This window comes from Bacillus sp. FSL K6-2841 (genome assembly GCF_037976435.1).
GTDB classification, from domain to species: Bacteria; Bacillota; Bacilli; order Bacillales; family Bacillaceae; genus Bacillus; species Bacillus pumilus.
Window position 1 is genome coordinate 1,283,257 of the sequence record NZ_CP150266.1, and the last position, 19,942, is coordinate 1,303,198.

At 41.0% G+C, this 19,942-nt stretch carries 23 protein-coding genes, 2 riboswitches and 1 other annotated feature; of the genes, 16 read left to right on the forward strand and 7 right to left on the reverse strand.

From position 1 onward, the window contains the following. Positions 1-79: 79 nt before the first annotated feature. The 4 genes from MHH68_RS06310 (at position 80) to MHH68_RS06325 (ending at position 2,329) form a co-directional block, all read left to right on the forward strand. Entirely contained in the window at positions 80-406 is a 327-nt protein-coding gene (locus MHH68_RS06310) for a PadR family transcriptional regulator (RefSeq protein WP_058014200.1), read from the forward strand. Between the two features lie 4 nt (positions 407-410). Beyond that, positions 411-1,163: a hypothetical protein gene (locus MHH68_RS06315; RefSeq protein ID WP_339165590.1), complete on the forward strand. Its 753-nt coding sequence runs from the start codon at positions 411-413 to the stop codon at positions 1,161-1,163. Between the two features lie 114 nt (positions 1,164-1,277). After that, the gene (locus tag MHH68_RS06320) at positions 1,278-1,766 is read left to right on the forward strand and encodes a small multi-drug export protein (protein WP_061407489.1); all 489 of its coding nucleotides are present in this window, start codon (positions 1,278-1,280) and stop codon (positions 1,764-1,766) included. Between the two features lie 17 nt (positions 1,767-1,783). Next, positions 1,784-2,329 carry a GNAT family N-acetyltransferase gene (locus MHH68_RS06325; RefSeq protein WP_339165594.1) on the forward strand — a complete coding sequence of 182 codons (546 nt, stop codon included), beginning with the start codon at positions 1,784-1,786 and terminating at the stop codon, positions 2,327-2,329. Between the two features lie 15 nt (positions 2,330-2,344). On the opposite strand, the gene MHH68_RS06330 is transcribed toward MHH68_RS06325, so the two are convergent. Together MHH68_RS06330 and MHH68_RS06335 are read right to left on the reverse strand one after the other, a co-directional pair. Next, a complete protein-coding gene (locus MHH68_RS06330; RefSeq protein ID WP_339165595.1) occupies positions 2,345-3,388 on the reverse strand; it encodes a trifunctional transcriptional activator/DNA repair protein Ada/methylated-DNA--[protein]-cysteine S-methyltransferase in 1,044 nt (347 codons plus the stop codon). Between the two features lie 191 nt (positions 3,389-3,579). Then, entirely contained in the window at positions 3,580-3,714 is a 135-nt protein-coding gene (locus MHH68_RS06335) for a YrzI family small protein (RefSeq protein ID WP_081042291.1), read from the reverse strand. Positions 3,715-3,934: 220 nt separating this feature from the next. Then, a riboswitch (guanidine-I (ykkC/yxkD leader) is annotated at positions 3,935-4,043 on the forward strand. A 66-nt stretch (positions 4,044-4,109) separates the two neighbouring features. On the opposite strand from MHH68_RS06335, the gene MHH68_RS06340 reads away from it, so the two are divergent. Together MHH68_RS06340 and MHH68_RS06345 are read left to right on the forward strand one after the other, a co-directional pair. Beyond that, positions 4,110-4,439, forward strand: a complete 330-nt coding sequence (locus MHH68_RS06340) for a multidrug efflux SMR transporter (protein ID WP_339165597.1) — start codon at positions 4,110-4,112, stop codon at positions 4,437-4,439. Further along, the gene (locus tag MHH68_RS06345; RefSeq protein ID WP_012009690.1) at positions 4,436-4,750 is read left to right on the forward strand and encodes a multidrug efflux SMR transporter; all 315 of its coding nucleotides are present in this window, start codon (positions 4,436-4,438) and stop codon (positions 4,748-4,750) included. The genes MHH68_RS06340 and MHH68_RS06345 overlap by 4 nt, the downstream gene beginning before the upstream one ends. Positions 4,751-4,782: 32 nt before the next feature. Here the strand turns inward: MHH68_RS06345 and MHH68_RS06350 are convergent, their stop codons facing one another. Then, a complete protein-coding gene (locus MHH68_RS06350) occupies positions 4,783-4,968 on the reverse strand; it encodes a hypothetical protein (RefSeq protein ID WP_058014194.1) in 186 nt (61 codons plus the stop codon). 162 nt (positions 4,969-5,130) lie between these two features. Between MHH68_RS06350 and purU the strand changes: the two genes are divergently transcribed. From purU to MHH68_RS06385, 7 genes are all read left to right on the forward strand, one after another. Then, complete coding sequence (gene purU / locus MHH68_RS06355) at positions 5,131-6,033, forward strand: formyltetrahydrofolate deformylase (RefSeq protein WP_058014193.1); 903 nt, start codon at positions 5,131-5,133, stop codon at positions 6,031-6,033. Positions 6,034-6,076: 43 nt separating this feature from the next. After that, positions 6,077-6,295: a binding site (T-box leader), on the forward strand. Positions 6,296-6,350: 55 nt separating this feature from the next. After that, positions 6,351-7,448 (forward strand): glutamate 5-kinase, encoded by a 1,098-nt coding sequence (proB, locus tag MHH68_RS06360; protein WP_180309119.1) that lies wholly within the window; start codon positions 6,351-6,353, stop codon positions 7,446-7,448. 12 nt (positions 7,449-7,460) lie between these two features. Then, positions 7,461-8,708 (forward strand): glutamate-5-semialdehyde dehydrogenase, encoded by a 1,248-nt coding sequence (locus MHH68_RS06365; RefSeq protein WP_339165600.1) that lies wholly within the window; start codon positions 7,461-7,463, stop codon positions 8,706-8,708. Positions 8,709-8,832: 124 nt separating this feature from the next. Continuing rightward, the gene (locus MHH68_RS06370) at positions 8,833-9,969 is read left to right on the forward strand and encodes a Rap family tetratricopeptide repeat protein (protein ID WP_058014190.1); all 1,137 of its coding nucleotides are present in this window, start codon (positions 8,833-8,835) and stop codon (positions 9,967-9,969) included. After that, the gene (locus MHH68_RS06375) at positions 9,959-10,093 is read left to right on the forward strand and encodes a phosphatase (protein WP_339165602.1); all 135 of its coding nucleotides are present in this window, start codon (positions 9,959-9,961) and stop codon (positions 10,091-10,093) included. Before MHH68_RS06370 ends, MHH68_RS06375 begins: the two co-directional genes overlap by 11 nt. A gap of 243 nt (positions 10,094-10,336) precedes the next feature. Beyond that, a complete protein-coding gene (locus tag MHH68_RS06380) occupies positions 10,337-11,173 on the forward strand; it encodes an ETX/MTX2 family pore-forming toxin (protein WP_339165604.1) in 837 nt (278 codons plus the stop codon). Positions 11,174-11,571: 398 nt separating this feature from the next. After that, positions 11,572-12,000: an organic hydroperoxide resistance protein gene (locus MHH68_RS06385; protein ID WP_044138892.1), complete on the forward strand. Its 429-nt coding sequence runs from the start codon at positions 11,572-11,574 to the stop codon at positions 11,998-12,000. Between the two features lie 32 nt (positions 12,001-12,032). Here the strand turns inward: MHH68_RS06385 and MHH68_RS06390 are convergent, their stop codons facing one another. Next, positions 12,033-12,479: a MarR family transcriptional regulator gene (locus tag MHH68_RS06390; RefSeq protein WP_339165606.1), complete on the reverse strand. Its 447-nt coding sequence runs from the start codon at positions 12,477-12,479 to the stop codon at positions 12,033-12,035. A gap of 161 nt (positions 12,480-12,640) precedes the next feature. Between MHH68_RS06390 and MHH68_RS06395 the strand changes: the two genes are divergently transcribed. Next, complete coding sequence (locus tag MHH68_RS06395) at positions 12,641-13,057, forward strand: organic hydroperoxide resistance protein (RefSeq protein ID WP_106049103.1); 417 nt, start codon at positions 12,641-12,643, stop codon at positions 13,055-13,057. 58 nt (positions 13,058-13,115) lie between these two features. On the opposite strand, the gene MHH68_RS06400 is transcribed toward MHH68_RS06395, so the two are convergent. The 3 genes from MHH68_RS06400 to MHH68_RS06410 all read right to left on the reverse strand — a co-directional run bounded on the left by MHH68_RS06400 (position 13,116) and on the right by MHH68_RS06410 (position 17,433). Beyond that, positions 13,116-13,586, reverse strand: a complete 471-nt coding sequence (locus tag MHH68_RS06400) for a nucleoside deaminase (protein ID WP_012009701.1) — start codon at positions 13,584-13,586, stop codon at positions 13,116-13,118. A gap of 139 nt (positions 13,587-13,725) precedes the next feature. Beyond that, positions 13,726-16,014: a 5-methyltetrahydropteroyltriglutamate--homocysteine S-methyltransferase gene (gene metE, locus MHH68_RS06405; protein ID WP_339165609.1), complete on the reverse strand. Its 2,289-nt coding sequence runs from the start codon at positions 16,012-16,014 to the stop codon at positions 13,726-13,728. Between the two features lie 153 nt (positions 16,015-16,167). Next, a riboswitch (cobalamin riboswitch) is annotated at positions 16,168-16,360 on the reverse strand. A gap of 113 nt (positions 16,361-16,473) precedes the next feature. Then, positions 16,474-17,433 (reverse strand): S8 family peptidase, encoded by a 960-nt coding sequence (locus tag MHH68_RS06410; RefSeq protein WP_012009704.1) that lies wholly within the window; start codon positions 17,431-17,433, stop codon positions 16,474-16,476. A gap of 446 nt (positions 17,434-17,879) precedes the next feature. On the opposite strand from MHH68_RS06410, the gene MHH68_RS06415 reads away from it, so the two are divergent. Further along, entirely contained in the window at positions 17,880-18,566 is a 687-nt protein-coding gene (locus MHH68_RS06415) for a response regulator transcription factor (protein ID WP_058014183.1), read from the forward strand. Positions 18,567-18,569: 3 nt separating this feature from the next. Continuing rightward, on the forward strand, positions 18,570-19,919 hold the full coding sequence (locus MHH68_RS06420; RefSeq protein ID WP_339165612.1) for an ATP-binding protein: 1,350 nt from the start codon (positions 18,570-18,572) through the stop codon (positions 19,917-19,919). The last annotated feature ends 23 nt before the right edge of the window (positions 19,920-19,942 follow it).

Sequence of the window (19,942 nt, forward strand, 5' to 3'; positions counted from 1 at the left end):
GGTATCTTGCATGGCAAGATAGTGTGTGGTAAGATGATGCTATCTTGTGATGCAAGGTACTGGAATCGGAGGAACAAAGATGACAACATCCACACAAATGCTAAAAGGAATTTTAGAAGGCTGCCTGCTGTCGATTATTTCAGAGGGTGAGATTTATGGATATGAAATGACGAAGAAGCTCGCGCATTACGGGTTTGATCAAATTAGTGAAGGAAGTATCTATCCGATCCTGCTGCGTATGCAAAAGGAACAGCTCGTGACCACTGTCACAAAAGCATCAGCAAGCGGGCCGAAAAGGAAATACTATACGCTCACACAAGCTGGAGAAAAAGCGCTCATAGAGTTTATTACCCGCTGGAGTGAGCTTTCAAAAAATGTAAACTGTTTACTACAAAAAGGGAAGTGAGATTATGGTATCAAAAGAAACAAGACACGTTCTACTAGAGCTGAAACTCTATCTCATCTCAAAAGGAAAAAATCAGGACGAAATTGATGAGCTGATGGATGAACTGACGACACATGCGGTTGAGGCTGAAAAAGACGGTAAAACAGGGGAGGCTTTGTTTGGCGGAGATCCGCGGGGCTATGCTGATGAACTTGCAAAAGAGCTGTCAGGAAACCATAAAGACTGGATTCCTTTTGTCAGTGCCTTCTTAATTGGTTCACTCTTTTATATGATTTTATCAGATGCGATCAGTCAAAGCTTATCCTATTCTTGGTATGCATTGATTGGTTATCCGCTCGTTTTAGTAGCCAATGTCATCATGATCATTGTCATGTTTAGAGCGTCTTCCTTTCAAACAGGAGGCCGGGCATTTCTTTATTTCTGGATCTTAGGAATCTTTCAGTTGACTTCAATGGTCACAATCAAACTATTGGATCAAAAACTCGGCACACCATTACTTGTACTGACTTCAGGTCAAAGATGGGGCGTCATCCTGCTTATGCTGTTATGTATCATTGTCTTTAATGCAATCATGAAAGCGAATCTCATTTCACTGATTCCAATCATCTTTTTCGGACCGCAGCTCATATTCGAATGGATTGGCTGGACATCACCAAGCGTGCTTCTCTTGCAAAGTCTACTATCTATTGTGATCTTAATCGGGCTTGTGCTCATTGTTTTACGCCGAACGAATAAGAAAAATGAAAATACGATGTAAAAAAACAGGGCACATCCCATCAGATGTGCTTTTCTTTTTCTAAAAAAATGTAGAAATGGTAACGTGTTTTTCATTACAATGGGAAGAGGACAAAAATGAAAAGGGGTTCTGTGTTTGGATATTTTATGGGGATATGTACTTGTTTTTGTATTGGCTGCTTTGCCTTTTTTTGAGGTGGTAGGGGTCGTTCCGCTGGCCATTTTAAGTGGCATGCATCCTGTACCGGCAGCGGTTATTGGGTTCATCGGCAATTTTTTTACCGTTTTCCTTCTCATTGTTTTCGTAGACCGCTTTAAAGCATGGCGGTTAAAGAGAAAAGAGGACAAAAGCAATGAAAAAGGAGAAAAAAAGCAGCAGCGGGCGAGAAAAATTTGGGAACGTTATGGTCTCCCGGGATTAGCGATAGTCGGTCCTTTTATCATTGGCAGTCATTTAGCAGCGTTTATGTGCATGAGTTTCGGGACGAAGAGAAAGCAAGTTGCGGTGTGGATGACAGTCAGTTTAATGATGTGGACGGCGCTGGCAGCTAGTTTAACCGGTGCGGGAATCCATTACTTTGCCCCAGATTCAAATGGACTGTTCGGTGATCTTTTTAATCAGTAAGTGAGGGGGGATCATAAATGAAACTTCAAACACGCACAGTGCTTGAAACAGAGCGACTTAGACTGAGAACGATGAATGAACATGATGCCTCGTTTTTATATGACATGTTGTTCCAAGATGAAGAAGTAATGAAGTATTATCCTTCTTTGAAGGATAAGCAGCAGACGAAAGAGTGGATTGCATGGAATCAAAAGAATGACCGTATGTACCATACTTCTCTCTGGATCATTGAAGACAAAGAAACGAATGAACTACTTGGACAAAGCGGAATTGTTCTGCAAAACATTGAAGGACAAACAGAACTTGAAATCGGCTATATGCTTAAGAAAGCAGCGTGGGGGAATGGCTATGCTGCTGAAGCCGCAAAAGGCTGCCTCACCTATGGCTTTGAAGAAATGAAAGTCAGACGAATGGTAAGCTTAATCCGCCCGGACAATGAAGCATCGGTAAAGGTCGCTTTAAAAATGGGCATGAAAAAAGAAAAAACCATTTCAAAATGGGACCAAATCATTGATGTTTACAGCATTACCAGAAACGAAGAAAACGGCTCGCTTACAAAATAAGCAGAGCCGTTTTTTTTATATCCGCTGTTCTAGTTGAAGTAAATATTTCTTACGTTCTATCCCGCCGCCGTAGCCGCCGAGCTCACCACTTGTTTGAATGACGCGGTGGCAAGGAATGATGATCGCCAACTGATTGGCACCATTTGCATTCCCTACCGCCCGGACCAAATGCGGATCGCCCAGCATCACAGCAAGATCTCGGTAAGAACTAGTTTCGCCTGAAGGAATACGTGTGAGCAGGTCCCACACCTTCATTTGAAAAGGGGTGCCATGCATGGAAAGTGGTACTGTAAACTGCGTCAGTTTTTTCTCGAAATATAAGGTCAATTCCTTTGTTAATTGCTGGTGGATGTTTGTTTCCCCAACTAAAATACGCGCATGATGCTTTTTTCTCATGTTCTCAATTTCCTTTTCTAGTCCCCGCCTGTCCATAAATTCCAGTAAATACACATGCGTCGCATCTGTCACGCTGATCATCCGTCCAATCGGTGTAGAAATAAAATTAGCGTGAAGAATCTTGGTTTGCGTCTTTTTAGGGGGATTCCCCATGATTTTCGTAAAGGCATCATTGAAGGCACTTGAAGAATCATAGCCCAATGCGACCTGCTGATCAATCACTTTTTTTCCATTCATAATTTCTTTAAAGGCAAGCCCCATTCGGCGTGATCTCGCATATTGAACAAAGGTCATGCCATAGATTTCTTTGAATTTCCGCCTGGCCGTTGCAGAGTGTATCCCTAACTCGCGAAAGTCCTCTTCTTTCCAGCGTTTTTCAGGATGTGTTTCAACTGCAGAAACGAGTGTTTTGACTTCTTCTGGAATGCTGTTCGGATATGTTAATGGAGTGCAGCGCTTGCACGGACGATATCCTGCTAGCAGTGCTTCCTCTGCTGTAAAGAAAAACTCACAGTTCTCATATTTTGGTTTTCTAGCGGTACATGTGGCATGGCAGAAGATACCGGTGGTCTTAATGCCGGCGAAAAACGTGCCGTCATATTGCGGGTTCTTGTCAACCAGTGCTTGATAAAATTCATGTTTCTGTTCGTTGGTTATCATCATATGATCCACCTCTTGGTTTTCTATAAAATGTTTTTCAGCATTGTTTAGGCCGATACAACGGATAATCTGTAAATGCAGCATCCTAAAGTGGAACGTTCATCTCATCAATCTGAGTTCATTATACCAGCGATATGACCGTTCCTTTAATGTCTGGGCGTTTCTAACTTGGTCCTTCTTCCATTTTTTCTGTTTTAGTTCATATACTTTAGTTGTTTCTGTTTCATTTCTTCATAAATTGTTTCGACTTCTTGTTCGTAAAGAACGGTCTCCATGTCCTTGTATTTACGCTTGATCGTCAAAGTAATAAAAAATAAATGGATTGTCATATACGCTCATTTCCCTTCGGTTGGCAGCACGGAAATATCCCGCAGATCTTCTTTATCAGTTGATCTGTTTCTAACACTTAGTATACGCCGGTCCGAAATCATTTCTTTCGAAAAATGAACAAGTATATTTGAAGAGGGAGAGCAAACTGGTAGACCGGCATATTGGGGTGTGGTAAGATTTTTAATACAGAATCTGCTCTAAGTCAGATCTGTTTATCATGAATTGGTTTTCTAGGGTTCCGTGCGCTGGTGCAGTCTGGTCCGAGAGAAAACACATAGGGTCTTTAGAAGAGGCCGTATGGACACGGAGGGATAAAAGCCCGGGAGATTTGATCAAACGATCGATTTCCAGGCTTTTTTTGTTGGTTGGAATCGTTCAGAAAGGAGAAGATCAGATGAAATGGGGAAATGTCTTTATCGCGGCCATCTTTGAAGTCGGCTGGGTGATGGGGCTGAAATATGCCCACTCGCTCATAGAATGGGGCGCAACCATCGTTTGTATTATCGTGAGCTTTTATTTACTCATGAAAGCAACAAATGTACTGCCAGTTGGCACACTTTATGCTGTTTTTACCGGGCTTGGTACAGCAGGTACCGTCGTCATAGGCATGGTGCTTGGTGAGCCGGTTCAGCTTGTCAAACTGCTTTTGATTGTCATGCTTTTGAGCGGTGTATTAGGACTGAAGCTGACAACAGGTGAAAAGAAGGGAGAGGCTGAATCATGAGCTGGCTTTTACTTATTGGAGCAGGCATCTTAGAAATGCTTTGTGTGACCATGATGAACCAATTCCAAAAAGACAAGCATGTCAAATGGATTTTATTCATTGCGGCTGGCTTTTCGATGTCCTTTCTGATGCTGTCTCTTGCGATGAACACGATTCCGATGGGAACGGCGTACGCCATTTGGACTGGAATTGGAGCTGCTGGAGGCGCCATGGTCGGTATGCTCTTTTACGGAGAGTCGAAAGATGCAAAACGTATTTTCTTCATCGCATTGATTTTATCTGCGGCAGTAGGGTTGAAAATCATTGAATAAGAAAAGGCTGGCAGATAGATGCCAGCCTTTTGTTACATCGAATGATGATTGGAATCGTTTTCATTTTTGCGGTAAAGCTGGCTCACAAGTAGAAAACACACACCAAATGTGAGAAAAGGAACGAGTCTTTCGCCGGCTATAAAAAGGGAAATACCTGTGATCAGACAAACGATGCCGAGCCAAAAGCTCACTTTACCAAACAAAGTCATACTTTTCATCTCCATCACTCCTTTTATGCTAAAAGGTCTATTCACATTATATCACGCTAGGGGCAGAATTGAATGAATATTCAATAAAAAATGGGGCTCTACATTGCTTTTTCTCTTTCCAGTCCAGTATAATATTTCATTAGAATGAAAACGTAAATGAGGTCATGATACATGAGAACTTTGATAACAGAGAAACTTGAATTACACAGACAAAAGCATGAGCAAAAAGGAAGATTGCTTGTCAGCTGCCCGGATCAGCCTGGAATTGTATCAGCTGTTTCTTCCTTTTTATTTGAGAACGGAGCAAATATCATTGAATCCAGCCAATACACAACAGACCATGAAAGCGGCCGGTTCTTTTTAAGAATTGAATTTGATTGGAAAGACATCTCGGCAAATATGGATCAGCTGAAGCGGCAGTTTGAGCCAATTGCAGCATCTTTTCAAATGACGTGGAGCATGTCGCGTGCAAGTGAGCTTAAAAAGCTGGCAATCTTTGTGTCAAAAGAGCTTCATTGTTTACATGAGCTGCTATGGGAATGGCAAAGCGGCAATTTGATGGCTGAAATTGCGGTCGTGATCAGCAATCATGAAACGGCAAAAGATACAGTAGAAGCGCTTGGAATCCCGTTCCATTTTGTGAAGGCGAACAAAGACATTCGCAAAGAAGCGGAAAAACAGCAGCTTGCATTATTAGAAGAGTATGATATTGATGCCATTGTGCTTGCTAGATACATGCAAATTTTAACACCTGCTTTTATAGAACAGCACCCGAACAAAATCATTAATATACATCATTCCTTCCTGCCAGCGTTTATCGGTGCGAATCCATATAAGCGGGCATATGAGCGAGGTGTCAAATTAATTGGCGCAACTTCTCATTATGTGACCAATGATTTAGACGAAGGACCGATCATTGAACAGGATATAGAGCGTGTAGATCACCGGGATGATGCGGAAGCTCTAAAAAATATTGGTCGAACAATTGAGCGGAGTGTGCTAGCACGTGCCGTCAAATGGCATCTAGAAGATCGAATTATTGTGCATGAGAATAAAACGATTGTATTTAATTGACCGCTTGACTTTTCCTTTGCAATTGGTGATAATATAAAAAAATTAACGAGCGTTGAAAAGGAATAGTAAGCAGGAACTGATGCGTAAAGAGAGCAAATGACATGCTGAAACATTTGCCGCAGACAGCTGCTGAACCTGCCCTTTGAGCCTTAGAGGAAAAATCTAAGCGCGTGCCTGGCGTTACAGGAGTTGAGTGGAATAAGCTAGAAGTATGCTTATTCAATGAAGGTGGTACCACGGAAAATCCCTTTTCGTCCTTTACATAAGGAGAAAAAGGGATTTTTTTGTGCCTAAAGGTATAGCGGAGGGAATCAATAATGAAAAAGCAAAGGATCGTCATCAAAATTGGCAGCAGTTCATTAACAGAGCAAAAAGGAGCCATTGATGAACAAAAAATGCAGGATCATGTGAAAGCGATAGCAAAGCTGAAAGAGGCTGGGCATGAAATTATTTTAATTTCATCAGGAGCCGTGGCAGCAGGGTTTGGCAGCTTAGGGTATCCATCAAGACCTGTGACCTTAAAGGGAAAACAGGCGGCAGCCGCCGTTGGTCAAGGCTTGTTAATGCAGAAATATACAGAACTATTTTCACAGTTTCACATGACACCTGCACAAATGCTTTTAACCCGTAATGACTTTTCAGATCGAACAAGATATCGAAATGCTTACGCAACGATGATGGAGCTGCTGGAAAGAAAAATTTTACCGATCATTAATGAAAATGATTCTGTCTCCATTGAGGAGCTTACTTTTGGGGATAATGACATGCTGTCAGCTCTTGTCAGCGGTTTAATTCATGCAGACCAATTGATCATCTTAACAGACATTAACGGAATTTATAATGCAAATCCAAATGAGCATCCTGATGCGAAGCGTTTTGATGTACTAACACACATTTCAGAAGAATTGTTTTCATATGCGAAGAGTACAGGCTCAAAAGTGGGAACAGGCGGGATGAAATCAAAGCTGTCTGCTGCACAAACGGCACTTTCACTAGGCGTGAAAGTCTTCATTGGTACAGGTACTGGTGAAGATAAGCTGCTTCATATTCTTGCGGGTCAAGGAGACGGAACGTATATCGGAGAACAGGACTTATCAGCGATCAACAACCGCCGTCAGTGGATTCAATTCCATTCACCCGTTTCTGGGAAAATCATGATAGATGCAGGAGCAGAAGCGGCGATTTTGCATCATGGGAGAAGTCTTCTTCCAGCTGGAGTTATTGATGTCGCTGGTGACTTTTCTAAAGGAGAGGTCGTTGAAGTCGTCGGTCCGAATGGGCTAGTAGGTAAAGGACAAACCTTGTACGCATCCGATGAGCTTCTCGGTATTAAAGGACTGCGAAGTGATGAGCTTTCAAATGAGAAGCCTGAAGTCATACACAGAGATCACTGGGTACAGCATGTACAAAACTGAGGAGGGAATATGATGAATGAAGTTCTTGAAAAAGCAAAAAAAGCAAGTGTAGCCAAAGATCAGCTGCTCCTAAAAACGACGGAGCAAAAAAATACAGCTTTACATGCCATCGCAACTGCACTTAAAGCATCTTCCGCTTATTTACTCGATGAGAATAAAAAAGATGTGCAGGCTGCTGAGGAAAAGCAGTTCACGCCTTCTGTTATTGACCGGATTACACTCACAGAAGAGAGAATTGAAGCCATCGCAGACGCGACCCTTCAACTCATTCACCTAAAAGACCCAATTGGTGAAACATTAGAAACCATTCGAAAAGAAAACGGTTTGTTCATTGAAAAGGTGCGTGTACCTCTTGGAACGGTTGGAATGATTTATGAAGCAAGACCAAACGTGACTGTAGATGCTGCCGCCCTTTGTTTGAAAACTGGGAATGCTGTTATTCTTCGCGGGAGCTCCTCTGCCATTCATAGTAATAAAGCGATTGTGAAGGTGATCCATGAAGCGCTTCACACAACGGAAATTCCAGTAGACAGTGTGCAATTGATTGAAGATACAGGCCGTGAAACGGCGAAAACGCTGTTCACTTTAAATGAATATTTGGATGTCCTTATTCCGCGCGGCGGGAAAAATTTAATTGATCTTGTCGTGAGAGAGTCTACCGTGCCAGTGCTTGAGACAGGGGCAGGGAACTGTCATATCTACATTGATGAAACAGCGAAAAACGAAATGGCTGAGCAGATTGTGCTGAATGCTAAAACCCAAAGGCCATCTGTTTGCAACGCGATCGAGAGCATTGTCATTCATGAAACATGGGCAAAAACATATGGCGCTTCATTATTTGAAGCCCTTCATGCAAATGGGGTAGAAATACGGGGCGATGAAGCTGTATGTGCCCTTGCGCCAAGTGCTTCATTAGCGAGCACAGAGGACTATGAAACAGAGTTTTTAGCGCCGATTGTCAGTATTAAAACCGTAGCCAACATAGAAGAAGCGATTCAGCATATACAAACGTATAGTTCCAAGCACTCTGAAGCGATCATTTCGGAAAATGATCAAAATGCGTCACTTTTCTTAACAGCTGTCGACGCTGCCGCTGTCTATCATAATGCCTCTACTCGGTTCACAGATGGCTTTGAATTTGGCTACGGAGCAGAAATAGGGATTAGCACACAAAAACTGCATGCAAGAGGACCTATGGGTCTGCCTGCCTTAACCTCTGAAAAGTTTGTCATTCGCGGTCAAGGACAAATAAGAGAATAACGAATTCAAAAGAGAGTCTTGTGACAATAGGCTCTCTTTTTCCTTTCATTTTTGTATTTCTTCGGTCAAGTATGATAAAATATGGTAATGTTTTATATTTTGAAAAGATTGGAGAAGGCAACGTATGGCGAAAATCATTCCCTCTTCGGATATTGGAGTGAAAATCAACAAGTGGTATGAATTAATCCGCAGATTTGATTCAGAACAAGCAGAACAACTAAAGCAGGAAATTCGCACCTCTCTTGATTCAATGGAAGAAGATCAGAATTTGCTTCTCTATTTTTCTTTAATGGAATTCAGACATGAGGTCATGCTCGATTATTTAAAGCCATTAAAGGAAGGAAAGCTTCGCGCCAACTTTTCCGAGCTTTCGAAAGAAATAGATGAGCATCAAACACATGTCACAGGCATGCTTGAATACTACTATCATTTTTTCAGAGGCATGTATGAATTTGGCCGTAGGCAGTATATTGCTGCCATCTCGTCTTATCAAAAGGCAGAGCACAAGCTTTCTTTTGTGTCAGATGATATTGAACGTGCGGAATTTCATTTTAAAATGTCAGAAATATATTATCACATGAAACAAACACATATCTCGATGCATCATGCCAAACTGGCGCTGGATGTCTATATTCAGCATGAGCTATATGCGCTTCGCACCATCCAATGCGAATTTATTGTGGCAGGTAATTATGATGATATGAGAAGACATGAAAAGGCATTACCACATCTCGAGAGAGCACTTGCGAGATCAAGAGACTTTCAAAATGTGCGTTTTATTGCTTCCTCTTTGTTTAATATGGGCAACAGTTATTACCGAATGGGAGATCTTGACCGCGCACTCGAACTAATGAAAGAATCCATCTCGTTATTTGACCAAAATCAATCTGATCACCTTCGTCGATCCATAGACCCTCTTTATACAGCTGCTCAGATATTATACAAACAAGGTAAACACGAAGAAGCCTTACACTACAGAGAAGAATGTATGAAGCGAGCAGAAGCACTTCAGGATGACATTCATATTCAAAAGACGATATTTTTAGAAGCATTGTATTTAAAGCAAGACGCGGAGCATATTAAACGAATTTTTCATTTTTTAGAGTCTGCCTATGCATATCCAGATATAGAGGAGCTGGCATTAGACACCGCAAAGTATTATAATGAAATGGAAGATTATGAAAAATCTTCCACGTTCTACGGAGAAGCAGAACATGCTCGAATCTATATTCAGAGAGGGGATTGTTTATATGAATTTTAAAAAATGGGCAGTCGTCTGTACAAGCATCACCATCTTGGCGTTATGGCTGGCAGCAGCAAATGCCGACCCGGATAACAGAAACCATACGTTAGAAAAACCGAATCCGAAGCATATCACGATCTAAAAGTCCTTTTCACAGGGATAAAGCTGTCGAGAAAATCTCGACAGCTTTATTTTTTATAAAATGTACATACCCTCATTTTATGGAAAAAGACGTTTATCGGATACCTATTTATAGTTATGGTGTTGCATTAATTAAGAATCTTGCAACAGCATCTTTTAGATGGTATCATGAATAACGAATTCAAAAAATGTTTAATTTTTCCATGAAAATATCTTTTAACAATTAAAGAGTGGGGGTTTTATTTTGAAACAAGCGATTACGATTACCAATATTAATAACAATTTAAATCAGATCGGAGAATACTATTATAAAAACAACTTAGCAGATACAACAATGGATCGTATGTACAAATTAGATAAAAAACCTCAATCCGTATCCTCTAGAGCCGATTTAGACTTTGATCCTAATAGTGATAATTTAAATTTAAAACAATCTGTTCCTAATTTAATATACGTTGGAGAGAATCTATTTGATAATACTACTAGTACTGATCAAAGTTATGTGACAACCAATTATACTAAAGCCGTGACACAAACTGTATCTACTTCTACTACAAAAGGATTTAAGCTAGATGGGCAAGGATTAGAATTTAAATTACCACTATTTATTGGAGGAAATAAAATTACTGCATCCTTTAATTCCGGTACAACAACAACGAACACTGATACTACTACCGAAACGATTACCTCAGGTGCACAGCCAGTTAAAGTTCCCGCACACAAAAAATATAAGGTTACTGTCTATTTAGAGGAGTTTACTTTTAATGGAACATTCGACTATAAAGCAAAAGGCACAAATTTGTATAATAACATCACCGCAAAGGGCTTGTGGATAGACCGTAATGGAACCCCATATAGAAAAATATATAATTTTCATGAATCAGTCGGTGACGAATGGAACAGTTTAAATTCATCTCAGAAAGCAAGTATCAACGAAATAAAAATTAATTCTAGTGATAATAGTATGATTGTTGACGGTTCTGCTGAAGTAAAAGGTGTTATAGGTACTAGAATGTTAATAAAAACTTATGATATTACTGATGGGGAGAATAATCTTATGAGAACCCAAGTTATTGAGTGATAATCTTTGAAAGTTTTTTAAACCTAGTGACATTCTAGAAAAAGAAGCGAAGAGAACAACAAATGCGAAGAATGTTAGTTAACTAGAATTCGGGCTGTCGAGAAAATCTCGACAGCTTTATTTTTTCCTTAAAATTTGCATATTTTCATGTTCTACACTAGAAATTTTTTCAGCATGAAACTGAATTTGTATTGCTGGATCAATGCATTTGTCATAGTAATACTGAATCTGAAAATCGCTTTTATTGCGTACTCATCTCAAATCATCCTGCATTGACCACTCATAAAAATGAAATTCGGAGGAAAGATGAAAGTGAGTGTTTTTCATTGACTCTTAAATTTAAATTGTGTACAATTCAATTGTAGAAAATATTATTGGAGAGAAAGAGGGTTATATACATGTCAGAAGTTTTATTTACTGCAACGGTATCAGCTGTCGGAGGAAGAGAAGGAAAGGTCGTTTCAACTGATGGAGTGCTTGAGCATGATGTAGCAATGCCTGGAACACCAAGAGCGAAAAAAATAGAAAAAGCAACAAATCCAGAGCAATTATTTGCAGCAGGCTACTCTGCATGTTTTGATTCAGCCCTTCAAATGGTCGCAAGACAAGAGCGTATCCGTTTTGAAAGCGAAGTAACAGCACATGTCAGTTTAGTAAAAGACAGTTCAGATGGCGGCTTCAAACTAGGCGTTAAGTTAGAAGTAAAAGGAACTGGAATCGAGCAATCAGCATTAGATGAGCTTGTTCATAAAGCACATGGCGTATGCCCATATTCAAAAGCAACTCAAGGAAATATCGAAGTAGAATTAGTAGCTGTCGCACAATAATTGATATCATAAAAGGCTGAGGGAATAATCCCTCAGCCTTTTGATTGTGTTAATTTTTGCAAAAGCTCATGTAAAGAGGCGCGCAGCGTTTTTAACTCTTCTTCCGATCTGCCTGTCCCAGACAGCATCTGAAATGGAATTGCAGTAGCCTTCTCTTTTAGTTGCCCTCCATATTCCGTTAAACGAATTTGCACAGAACGTTCATCCTCTTTCGAGCGCTCGCGGATGATGAGTCCGTTTTGCTCCATCCGTTTCAGCATAGGTGTGAGTGTACCGGAGTCTAAATACAAAAGCTCTCCCATCGTTTTCACATTTAATGTCCCATGCTCCCACAATAAAAGCAGTGCCAAATATTGCGGATACGTAATGTCTAACTCTTCTAATAACGGTTTATACTGCTTCGTCATCTCTCTTGAACTTGCATATAACAAGAAACAAAGCTGATTTTCCAGCTTCATGTGCTCGAATTCATTTGTCATGTCAGTCACCAACTATTTTTTGTCATACTTATTATTGTATAAGATTTTCTTCTTTTTTAAAATAAATACAGCCCAAAAACGAAAAATTCTTTAATGTGCGATAAATGTTTGAGAAATGGATAGAACGTGAAAGGAATAAATAGATAAAGGAGGAGATAAAGATGAAACCATTATTCACAGCAAAAGTAAAGGCACAACACGGAAGAGCTGGACACGTTCGCTCAGAAGATGGTGTGCTCGATCATAACATTGTCATGCCTAATGCAAAGAAAGACGGAGAAACTGGTACGAATCCAGAGCAATTATTTGCAGCGGGCTATGCAGCTTGTTTCGGAGGGGCGCTTGAACAAGTAGCGAAAAAGCAAGGGGTCGACATTGAATCAGAAGTCGAGGGACATGTCAGTCTTTTAAAAGATGAAAGTGATGGCGGATTTAAGCTTGGTGTCAAGCTGATTGTATCTGCAAAAGGCCTTGACCATGACAAAGCGAAAGAGCTAGTCGAGGCTGCGCATGAATTTTGTCCATATTCAAAAGCAACAAGAGGGAACATCGAAGTAGAGCTTGAAGTGGCTGAATAAAAAGGTTCTCTATCACGCTGAAAAAAAGAAACACCTGCTCATGAGCAGGTGTCTTTTTTTAATATTCTTTCTTTTGTTCATATGTTGCCCATGCTTCAAATGGTGCAAGGGTTTTTTGAAGTGTCAGCTGATAAAATGGAATATTTCTTGATTCGTAATCTTTATTGATTTCTTCATAAATAAATGAGTCATCAAAACCAGAAACTGCCGCATCCTGATGTCCAGCAGCAAAATAGACCGCTTTTGGTCTAGCCCAGTAAATAGCGCCAAGGCACATCGGACAAGGCTCACAGCTTGTATATAAAATACAATCTTCTAATTGGTATGTATTCAGCGTTTGGCACGCCTTTCGAATGGCTGTGACCTCAGCATGTGCGGTTGGATCATTCGTTGTTGTCACATTGTTGCTTCCCTCGGCAATAATCTGTCCATCCTTGACAATGACTGCTCCAAAAGGACCGCCAGTACCACTATTGACTCCTTCTACTGCAAGATCAATTGCGCGTTGTAAAAAATCTTCGTGATTCATTGTCTTCCTCCCTATGTTCGTCTGACTTCTCTAGTATAAACGAATCATGCTAGAAAAGGAAACCTCCTAGTAGATGGTCAATCAGGACAATTTACGCATTAAAAATCCCCCGCCATGATAGCAGGGGAGAGGAAATCAATTATGCATGCTGCGTCAGCTTTTTACGAGCGACTTCAGCCGCCGTCACCATGTTTTTCAAAGCAGCAATGGTTTCAGGCTCTTGTCTCGTTTTTAGTCCGCAGTCAGGATTCACCCAGAAGCGATCTGTTGGGCATACGTTCAATGCATCATCAATGATTTGACTCATTTCTTCGACAGATGGAACGCGCGGGCTATGGATGTCATATACACCAAGTCCGAGACCTTTCAAATACGGATGTTTCTCTAAATAATCGAGGAATCCGCCATGACTGCGTGAATGTTCAATTGTGATCACATCGGCATCAAGGTCTTCGATCGTATCGACAATATCCTCGAAGTTACTGTAGCACATATGTGTATGAATTTGCGTTTCATTTTGAACAGATGATGTTGATAGACGGAATGACTCTGCTGCCCAGTTTAAATAGTCTGCCCAATCACTTTCTTTGAGCGGAAGACCTTCTCTTAGTGCAGGTTCATCCACTTGAATGACTTGAATTCCTGCTTCTTCTAACGCTTCTACCTCTTTACGTAATGCGAAAGCGATTTGGAAGGCAATGTCCTTTCGGGAGATATCTGTTCTTGGGAAAGACCAGTTTAAGATCGTGACAGGACCTGTCAGCATTCCTTTGACCTTTTTCTTCGTTAAGCTTTGTGCGTAAACCGTCTCTTTCACAGTCATTGGTGCTGTAAACTCAACATCTCCATAAATAATTGGCGGCTTCACGCAGCGTGATCCGTAGGATTGTACCCAAGCAAATTTCGTAAAGGCAAATCCGGCTAGTTTTTCACCAAAGTATTCAACCATGTCTGTACGTTCAAATTCTCCATGTACGAGAACGTCCAGACCGATTTCCTCCTGAATATCAATCCATCTTTTTGTTTCTTCCTTAATAAATTCATCATATTCTGCATCTGTCCATTCATTTTTACGCCATTTTTGACGAGCACTTCGCACTTCCGCAGATTGCGGGAAGCTGCCAATGGTTGTTGTTGGCAAGAGCGGCAGTTCAAGAGATTCGTTTTGGATACGAAGGCGCTCTTCAAAGGCAACTGGACGTTTAAAGTCTTTCGATGAAAGATTGTTGCGTTCTTTTGTGAAATCCGCATTGGTTCCTTTTGCAAATTCTTTTAAAGTAAGAAGTGCTTGCTTGGCTTCATTGATGGCGGCTTCAATCGCTGCGGCGCCTTTTGTTAAGCCTTCTTTTAATGTTGTTAATTCAGCCAGCTTTTCAGTAGCATAAGACAGTCCGTTTAATAGTTTTTCTTCAAGCTGTTCGCTTGGGTGTTTTGCAACGGGTACATGCAGCAAACTGCTTGATGGCTGCAGCCATACTTCCTTTGGCTGAGCGTCAGCAATAACCTCAGAAACGAATGACAATCTTTCGCCAAGATCTGATCTCCAAATATTTCTTCCATCAATGACGCCTGCTGCTAAAACTTTGTCTTTCGGGAAGCCGTGCTTTTTCACTTGATCAAGATTGCGCCCTTGATCATGGACAAAATCAAGACCGATGGCTTCAACAGGATATGTGACAAGCTCTTCATACGCATCTACTGAATCAAAGTATGTTTGAAGAAGAATATTTAAGGCAGGTACGGCTTCTTTGATCGTTTGATAGATTTCTTTGACGGCTTTCACGTCTTCATATGAAGCTGTGACAAGTGCTGGTTCATCAATTTGTACCCATTTGACGCCGGCTTCTTCAAGTTCTTTTAAAAGCTGAGTGTAAAGTGGGATGAGACGCTGCTGAATCTCTTTTACTTCATTTGGTTCATAGCCTTTAGAAAGTGAGACAAATGTATAAAGACCAAGTACAACAGGTTTTGTTTCAACACCAAACGCCTTTTTCACCTTTTCGTAAGCTTCAAGCGGTTTGTTATGTGTGAGTTTGAATTCCGTGCTTTTTTCGTATTCTGGAACGATGTAGTGATAGTTTGTATTAAACCATTTTGTCATTTCACTTGAGACAGCATCTTTTGTTCCTCTTGCCATCGCAAAGTATGTATCTAGCGGGTCTTTTAAGCTGCGGAAGCGCTCTGGAATCCAATTGAACATAACAGCAGTATCGAGCACGTGATCGTAGAAGGTAAAGTCTCCAGAAGGAACAACATCAATTTGTTGATCAATTTGCGTTTTAATGGCAGCTGAAAATTGTTCATCAAGTGTGCTTAAGAGGGTTTCACGGTCTGTTTGACCTTTCCAATAAGACTCAAGTGCTTTTTTCCATTCTCTGTTTAAACCAATTCGCGGAAAACCTAGATTACTTGTTTTAACAATTGTCAATTCCAATTCCTCCTCTAAATATAAAAAGACACTTACACTCATGGTGAAGATTGATGAGGGCAAATGTCTGGTTTAAAAAGACAAAATGTGTGTGCGAAATAAAGCGTGAGCAGAACTGACGCTTTTTTCCGACATCTCCTATCAACCGTAGGGGGTTTGATGTGATAGAGCGGCTGGTATCCTGGCTGGTGAATCTGCAAGCTTTTCATCCTTCCCGTCCTTATGACAGTGGATTCATAAGAAAAGCTCTCCTCACTCACAGTGGCGGGACCGCGCCGGATTTTCACCGGTCTTCCCAATTAAAATTCGATGTGTGATTCGAATTACCGACTCTCAAACTATGAATTTATTGTGTTCGATTATATAACGTCCACTTCATTTCGTCAAAGTAAATTTTGAATAATTTTAATTAAAAAAATCCTGAGAAAATTCGATCTATTCTCAGGACCTCTATTCAAGTTATAGCGATAAAAGATCTGCTTCCAATGTCTTTTCTAAAAGCACATCAGGTGCAGTTAAATATAAAAATCCATTCCCAACGAGGGCTTTCGACTGCTTCAGTGGCAGGGTTCTTCTGACAAGCTGAGCATAGACCTCAGGCTCTGACAGCTTGCGCTGGAACGCTTCTTCCTCGGCATTTTTTATAATGGCTAGTGCACCGCTTACGTGTGGGGCGGCCATTGAGGTGCCTGTCAGTCTGCCGTATTTATGGTTAGGGAGAGTGGATAAAATGTCTTCTCCTGGCGCGACGAGGTCGATTTCTTTATTGGCGTTGGAGAATTCAGAGGATTCTCTTGCAAGGGAGACAGAGCCGACGGCAATGACTTCATTGTATGCTGCTGGGTAGGAGAACTCTTCCGTACGCTCGTCTCCGTCCCCTTCATTTCCTGCTGCGCACACAACAAGTACTCCGCTTTTTACCGCGTTTTGAATGGCTTCCTGTAAGGCGGGCTCATTGCTTGGACCACCGAGAGACATAGAAATAATATCCACCTTCTGCTCAGCGGCATAGTTAATCCCGTTAATGATCCATTCATATTTCCCGCTGCCATTTTCGCCGCCAAGAACTTTCACGATCAGCAGCTTTGCTTCAGGGGCAACCCCTAAAATTCCACCATTTTGATCTGTAGCAGCAATCGTTCCTGCTACATGGGTACCATGTCCGTTATAGTCTTTCACATTTTCAGCATCTCCGTTGTCATCATCGGTAAAGTTTTTGCCTCCGATAATCTGATCTTTTAAGTCGGGATGCTCCGTGTCGCAACCTGTATCAAGGACAGCAATGGTTATGCCTTTTCCTTTGAAGCCACTTGACCAAAGTTCGGGTGCTTTAATCTCCTGAATACTTTCCGGCGTCTCTTTCGCTTCCATCACATTGGCTTTTACTTCATACGGAATTAAGCGAATTTCACCTTTCATAAGAAAGCCCTCCTTATTTTGTTTTCAAAGTAGATTCAGGCTGCGTAATGTTATTGTATAAAAGAAACTTTTGATCGGAAAGGGTCAATTGTAATAATTTTTCAAATAATCAATCTATTATCAAAAGTGCAGTTCTTCTCACATCTTGACGAAAGAACTCATCTTTTGAGGAAAACTCTTGATATCATATGAAAAAGAAGGAAATGCTGCATAGTGAGCTTGCACCTGTTTAGAGGAAAATGGGTGAAAAGGACTAAAAGAGGCAAACTACATAACAATGAGATCAAGCAATAAATGCGATGTGAAAAGGATGTGTAATGTTTTTGTTGAAAAATAAATGTTTCTTTCATAAAAAAATAGACGTGAAGATTGTGTCTGTTCCAAATGCAAAAGGCAACATATAATAATGGAAAGACAAGCTTGCCTTTTAGATAGGAGAGATAGAGATGAACAAAGGGAAGATACTCGTAGTCGAAGATGAAAAGAAAATTGCAAGGGTGCTGTCACTAGAGCTTGAGTATGAAGGGTATGAGGTGACGGTCAAAGAGACAGGAATGGATGGACTACAGGCTCTTGAAGAAGAAAGCTTCGATCTGGTGCTGCTTGACGTCATGCTGCCGGAATTAAGCGGTCTTGAAGTGCTGAGAAGAGTTAGAAAGACAAATACAGCGACACCTATTATGTTGATTACAGCAAGAGATAGTGTGCCTGATAAGGTAAGCGGACTTGATCTTGGAGCGAATGATTATATTACAAAGCCTTTTGACATAGAAGAATTATTAGCGCGAATTCGTGCGCAACTCAGATTGAATATAAACGAGCAAGAAGAGAAGGAGACAGAGCTCAGCATAGCAGATTTGACTGTCAACGAGAAAACAAGAGACATACAAAGAGCAGGCCAAATGCTTGAACTCACGCCGAGAGAATATGACCTGCTTGTCCACCTGCTGAAGCATCAGCAGCAAGTGCTCACAAGAGATCAGCTTTTAACAGCTGTTTGGGGTTTTGATTATTTCGGTGATACGAACGTGGTGGATGTCTATATTCGTTATTTAAGGAAAAAAGTCGATTACCCATTCGAAAAACAGCTGATTCACACAGTGAGAGGTGTGGGTTATGTGATGAAAGGATAAAGAATGAGATTAAAAAATAAGATCCAGCTTTATACGTCGTTGTCATTGTTTTTAATGGTGCTCTTATTCCATACAGCCATTTATTTTATTTTTTCAATCACCTTGACGCAAAAAGATATGTTCCGGCTGTCTGAGGTGGCTGAAAATATCGCCATTGCTTTAAAGAAATCAGAAGAAGAAGGTCTTCCATCATCAGAGCTGCTGAAAGCCTACCTGCCCCAAAATGGCATGATCCGTGTCGTGACAGAAACGGGTGAATCAAAGCTGACTGTCACAAAGGAGTCAACGTTTAGTTCACTGCCTTTTACATATGAATCTGGGCAGACAGCAGAAATCAAAGAATACAACAAGCATATGGTTGCGTTCGCTGCGATTCCGGTTATTTGGACAAATGGCGAGATTGTGTCGCTCCAAGTATATGAAGAAATCGAAAATACGGAAGAGAACTTAGCGTTATTAAAAATGATTTTAGTTGCTGCGGGTGTTTTAATTATTGTGCTTTCTTACTTTGCAGGCCATATTTTAACAAAACAAATCGTCCGGCCGATTAGTCGAATGACGAGTACCATGAAGGCGAGTATGAGGGAGAAGGCGTTTAAACGAATCGAACTAACAGGCGATTCTAAGGATGAATTGTATCAAATGGGCCAAACCTTTAATGAAATGTCAGAAATCCTCGAGAAGCATTATAAAAAAGAGCAGCAATTTCTGCATGATGCCTCACACGAGTTGAAGACGCCGATTACGGTCATTATGAGCTACAGCAATTTACTCAAGCGCTGGGGGCAAACACGTCCAGAGGTTGTAGAAGAATCCTCCCAAGCGATACATGATGAAGCGAAAAAAATGAAAAGACTGACAGATCAATTGCTGACACTGGCGAAAAATGGTCAGCCGCTATATGTGGATATGAAGCCAGTTGATCTTGGTCATTTGTGCAAGCAGCTTTGCCATACACTTGAAGTGGCCACTAATCGAACGATTCAATCTCGTGTGCAAACAGATCAGCCGCTTATTGCGGAAGGAGACGAAGAGAAAATCAAACAGCTTTTGACCATCTTGATTGATAATGCCGTCAAATATAGTACAGAGCCAGTTGATGTGACCTGCGGATGGAGAGGAGAGAAGCCGTTTATTTCAGTCATTGACCATGGGATTGGCATAAAAGAAGAGGATCTCCCAAAAATCTTTGACCGCTTTTTCCGTGTAGATGAAGCAAGAAACAGTGAGACCGGCGGAACAGGTCTTGGTCTTTCAATTGCGAAGCAAATTGCAGAAGAGCATGGAGCTGAGCTGAAGGTAGACAGCCGAATCGGCAAAGGGACAACCATGACCATTCTTTTCCCGAAATAAATGGGTCTTTTCTCATCAATTTC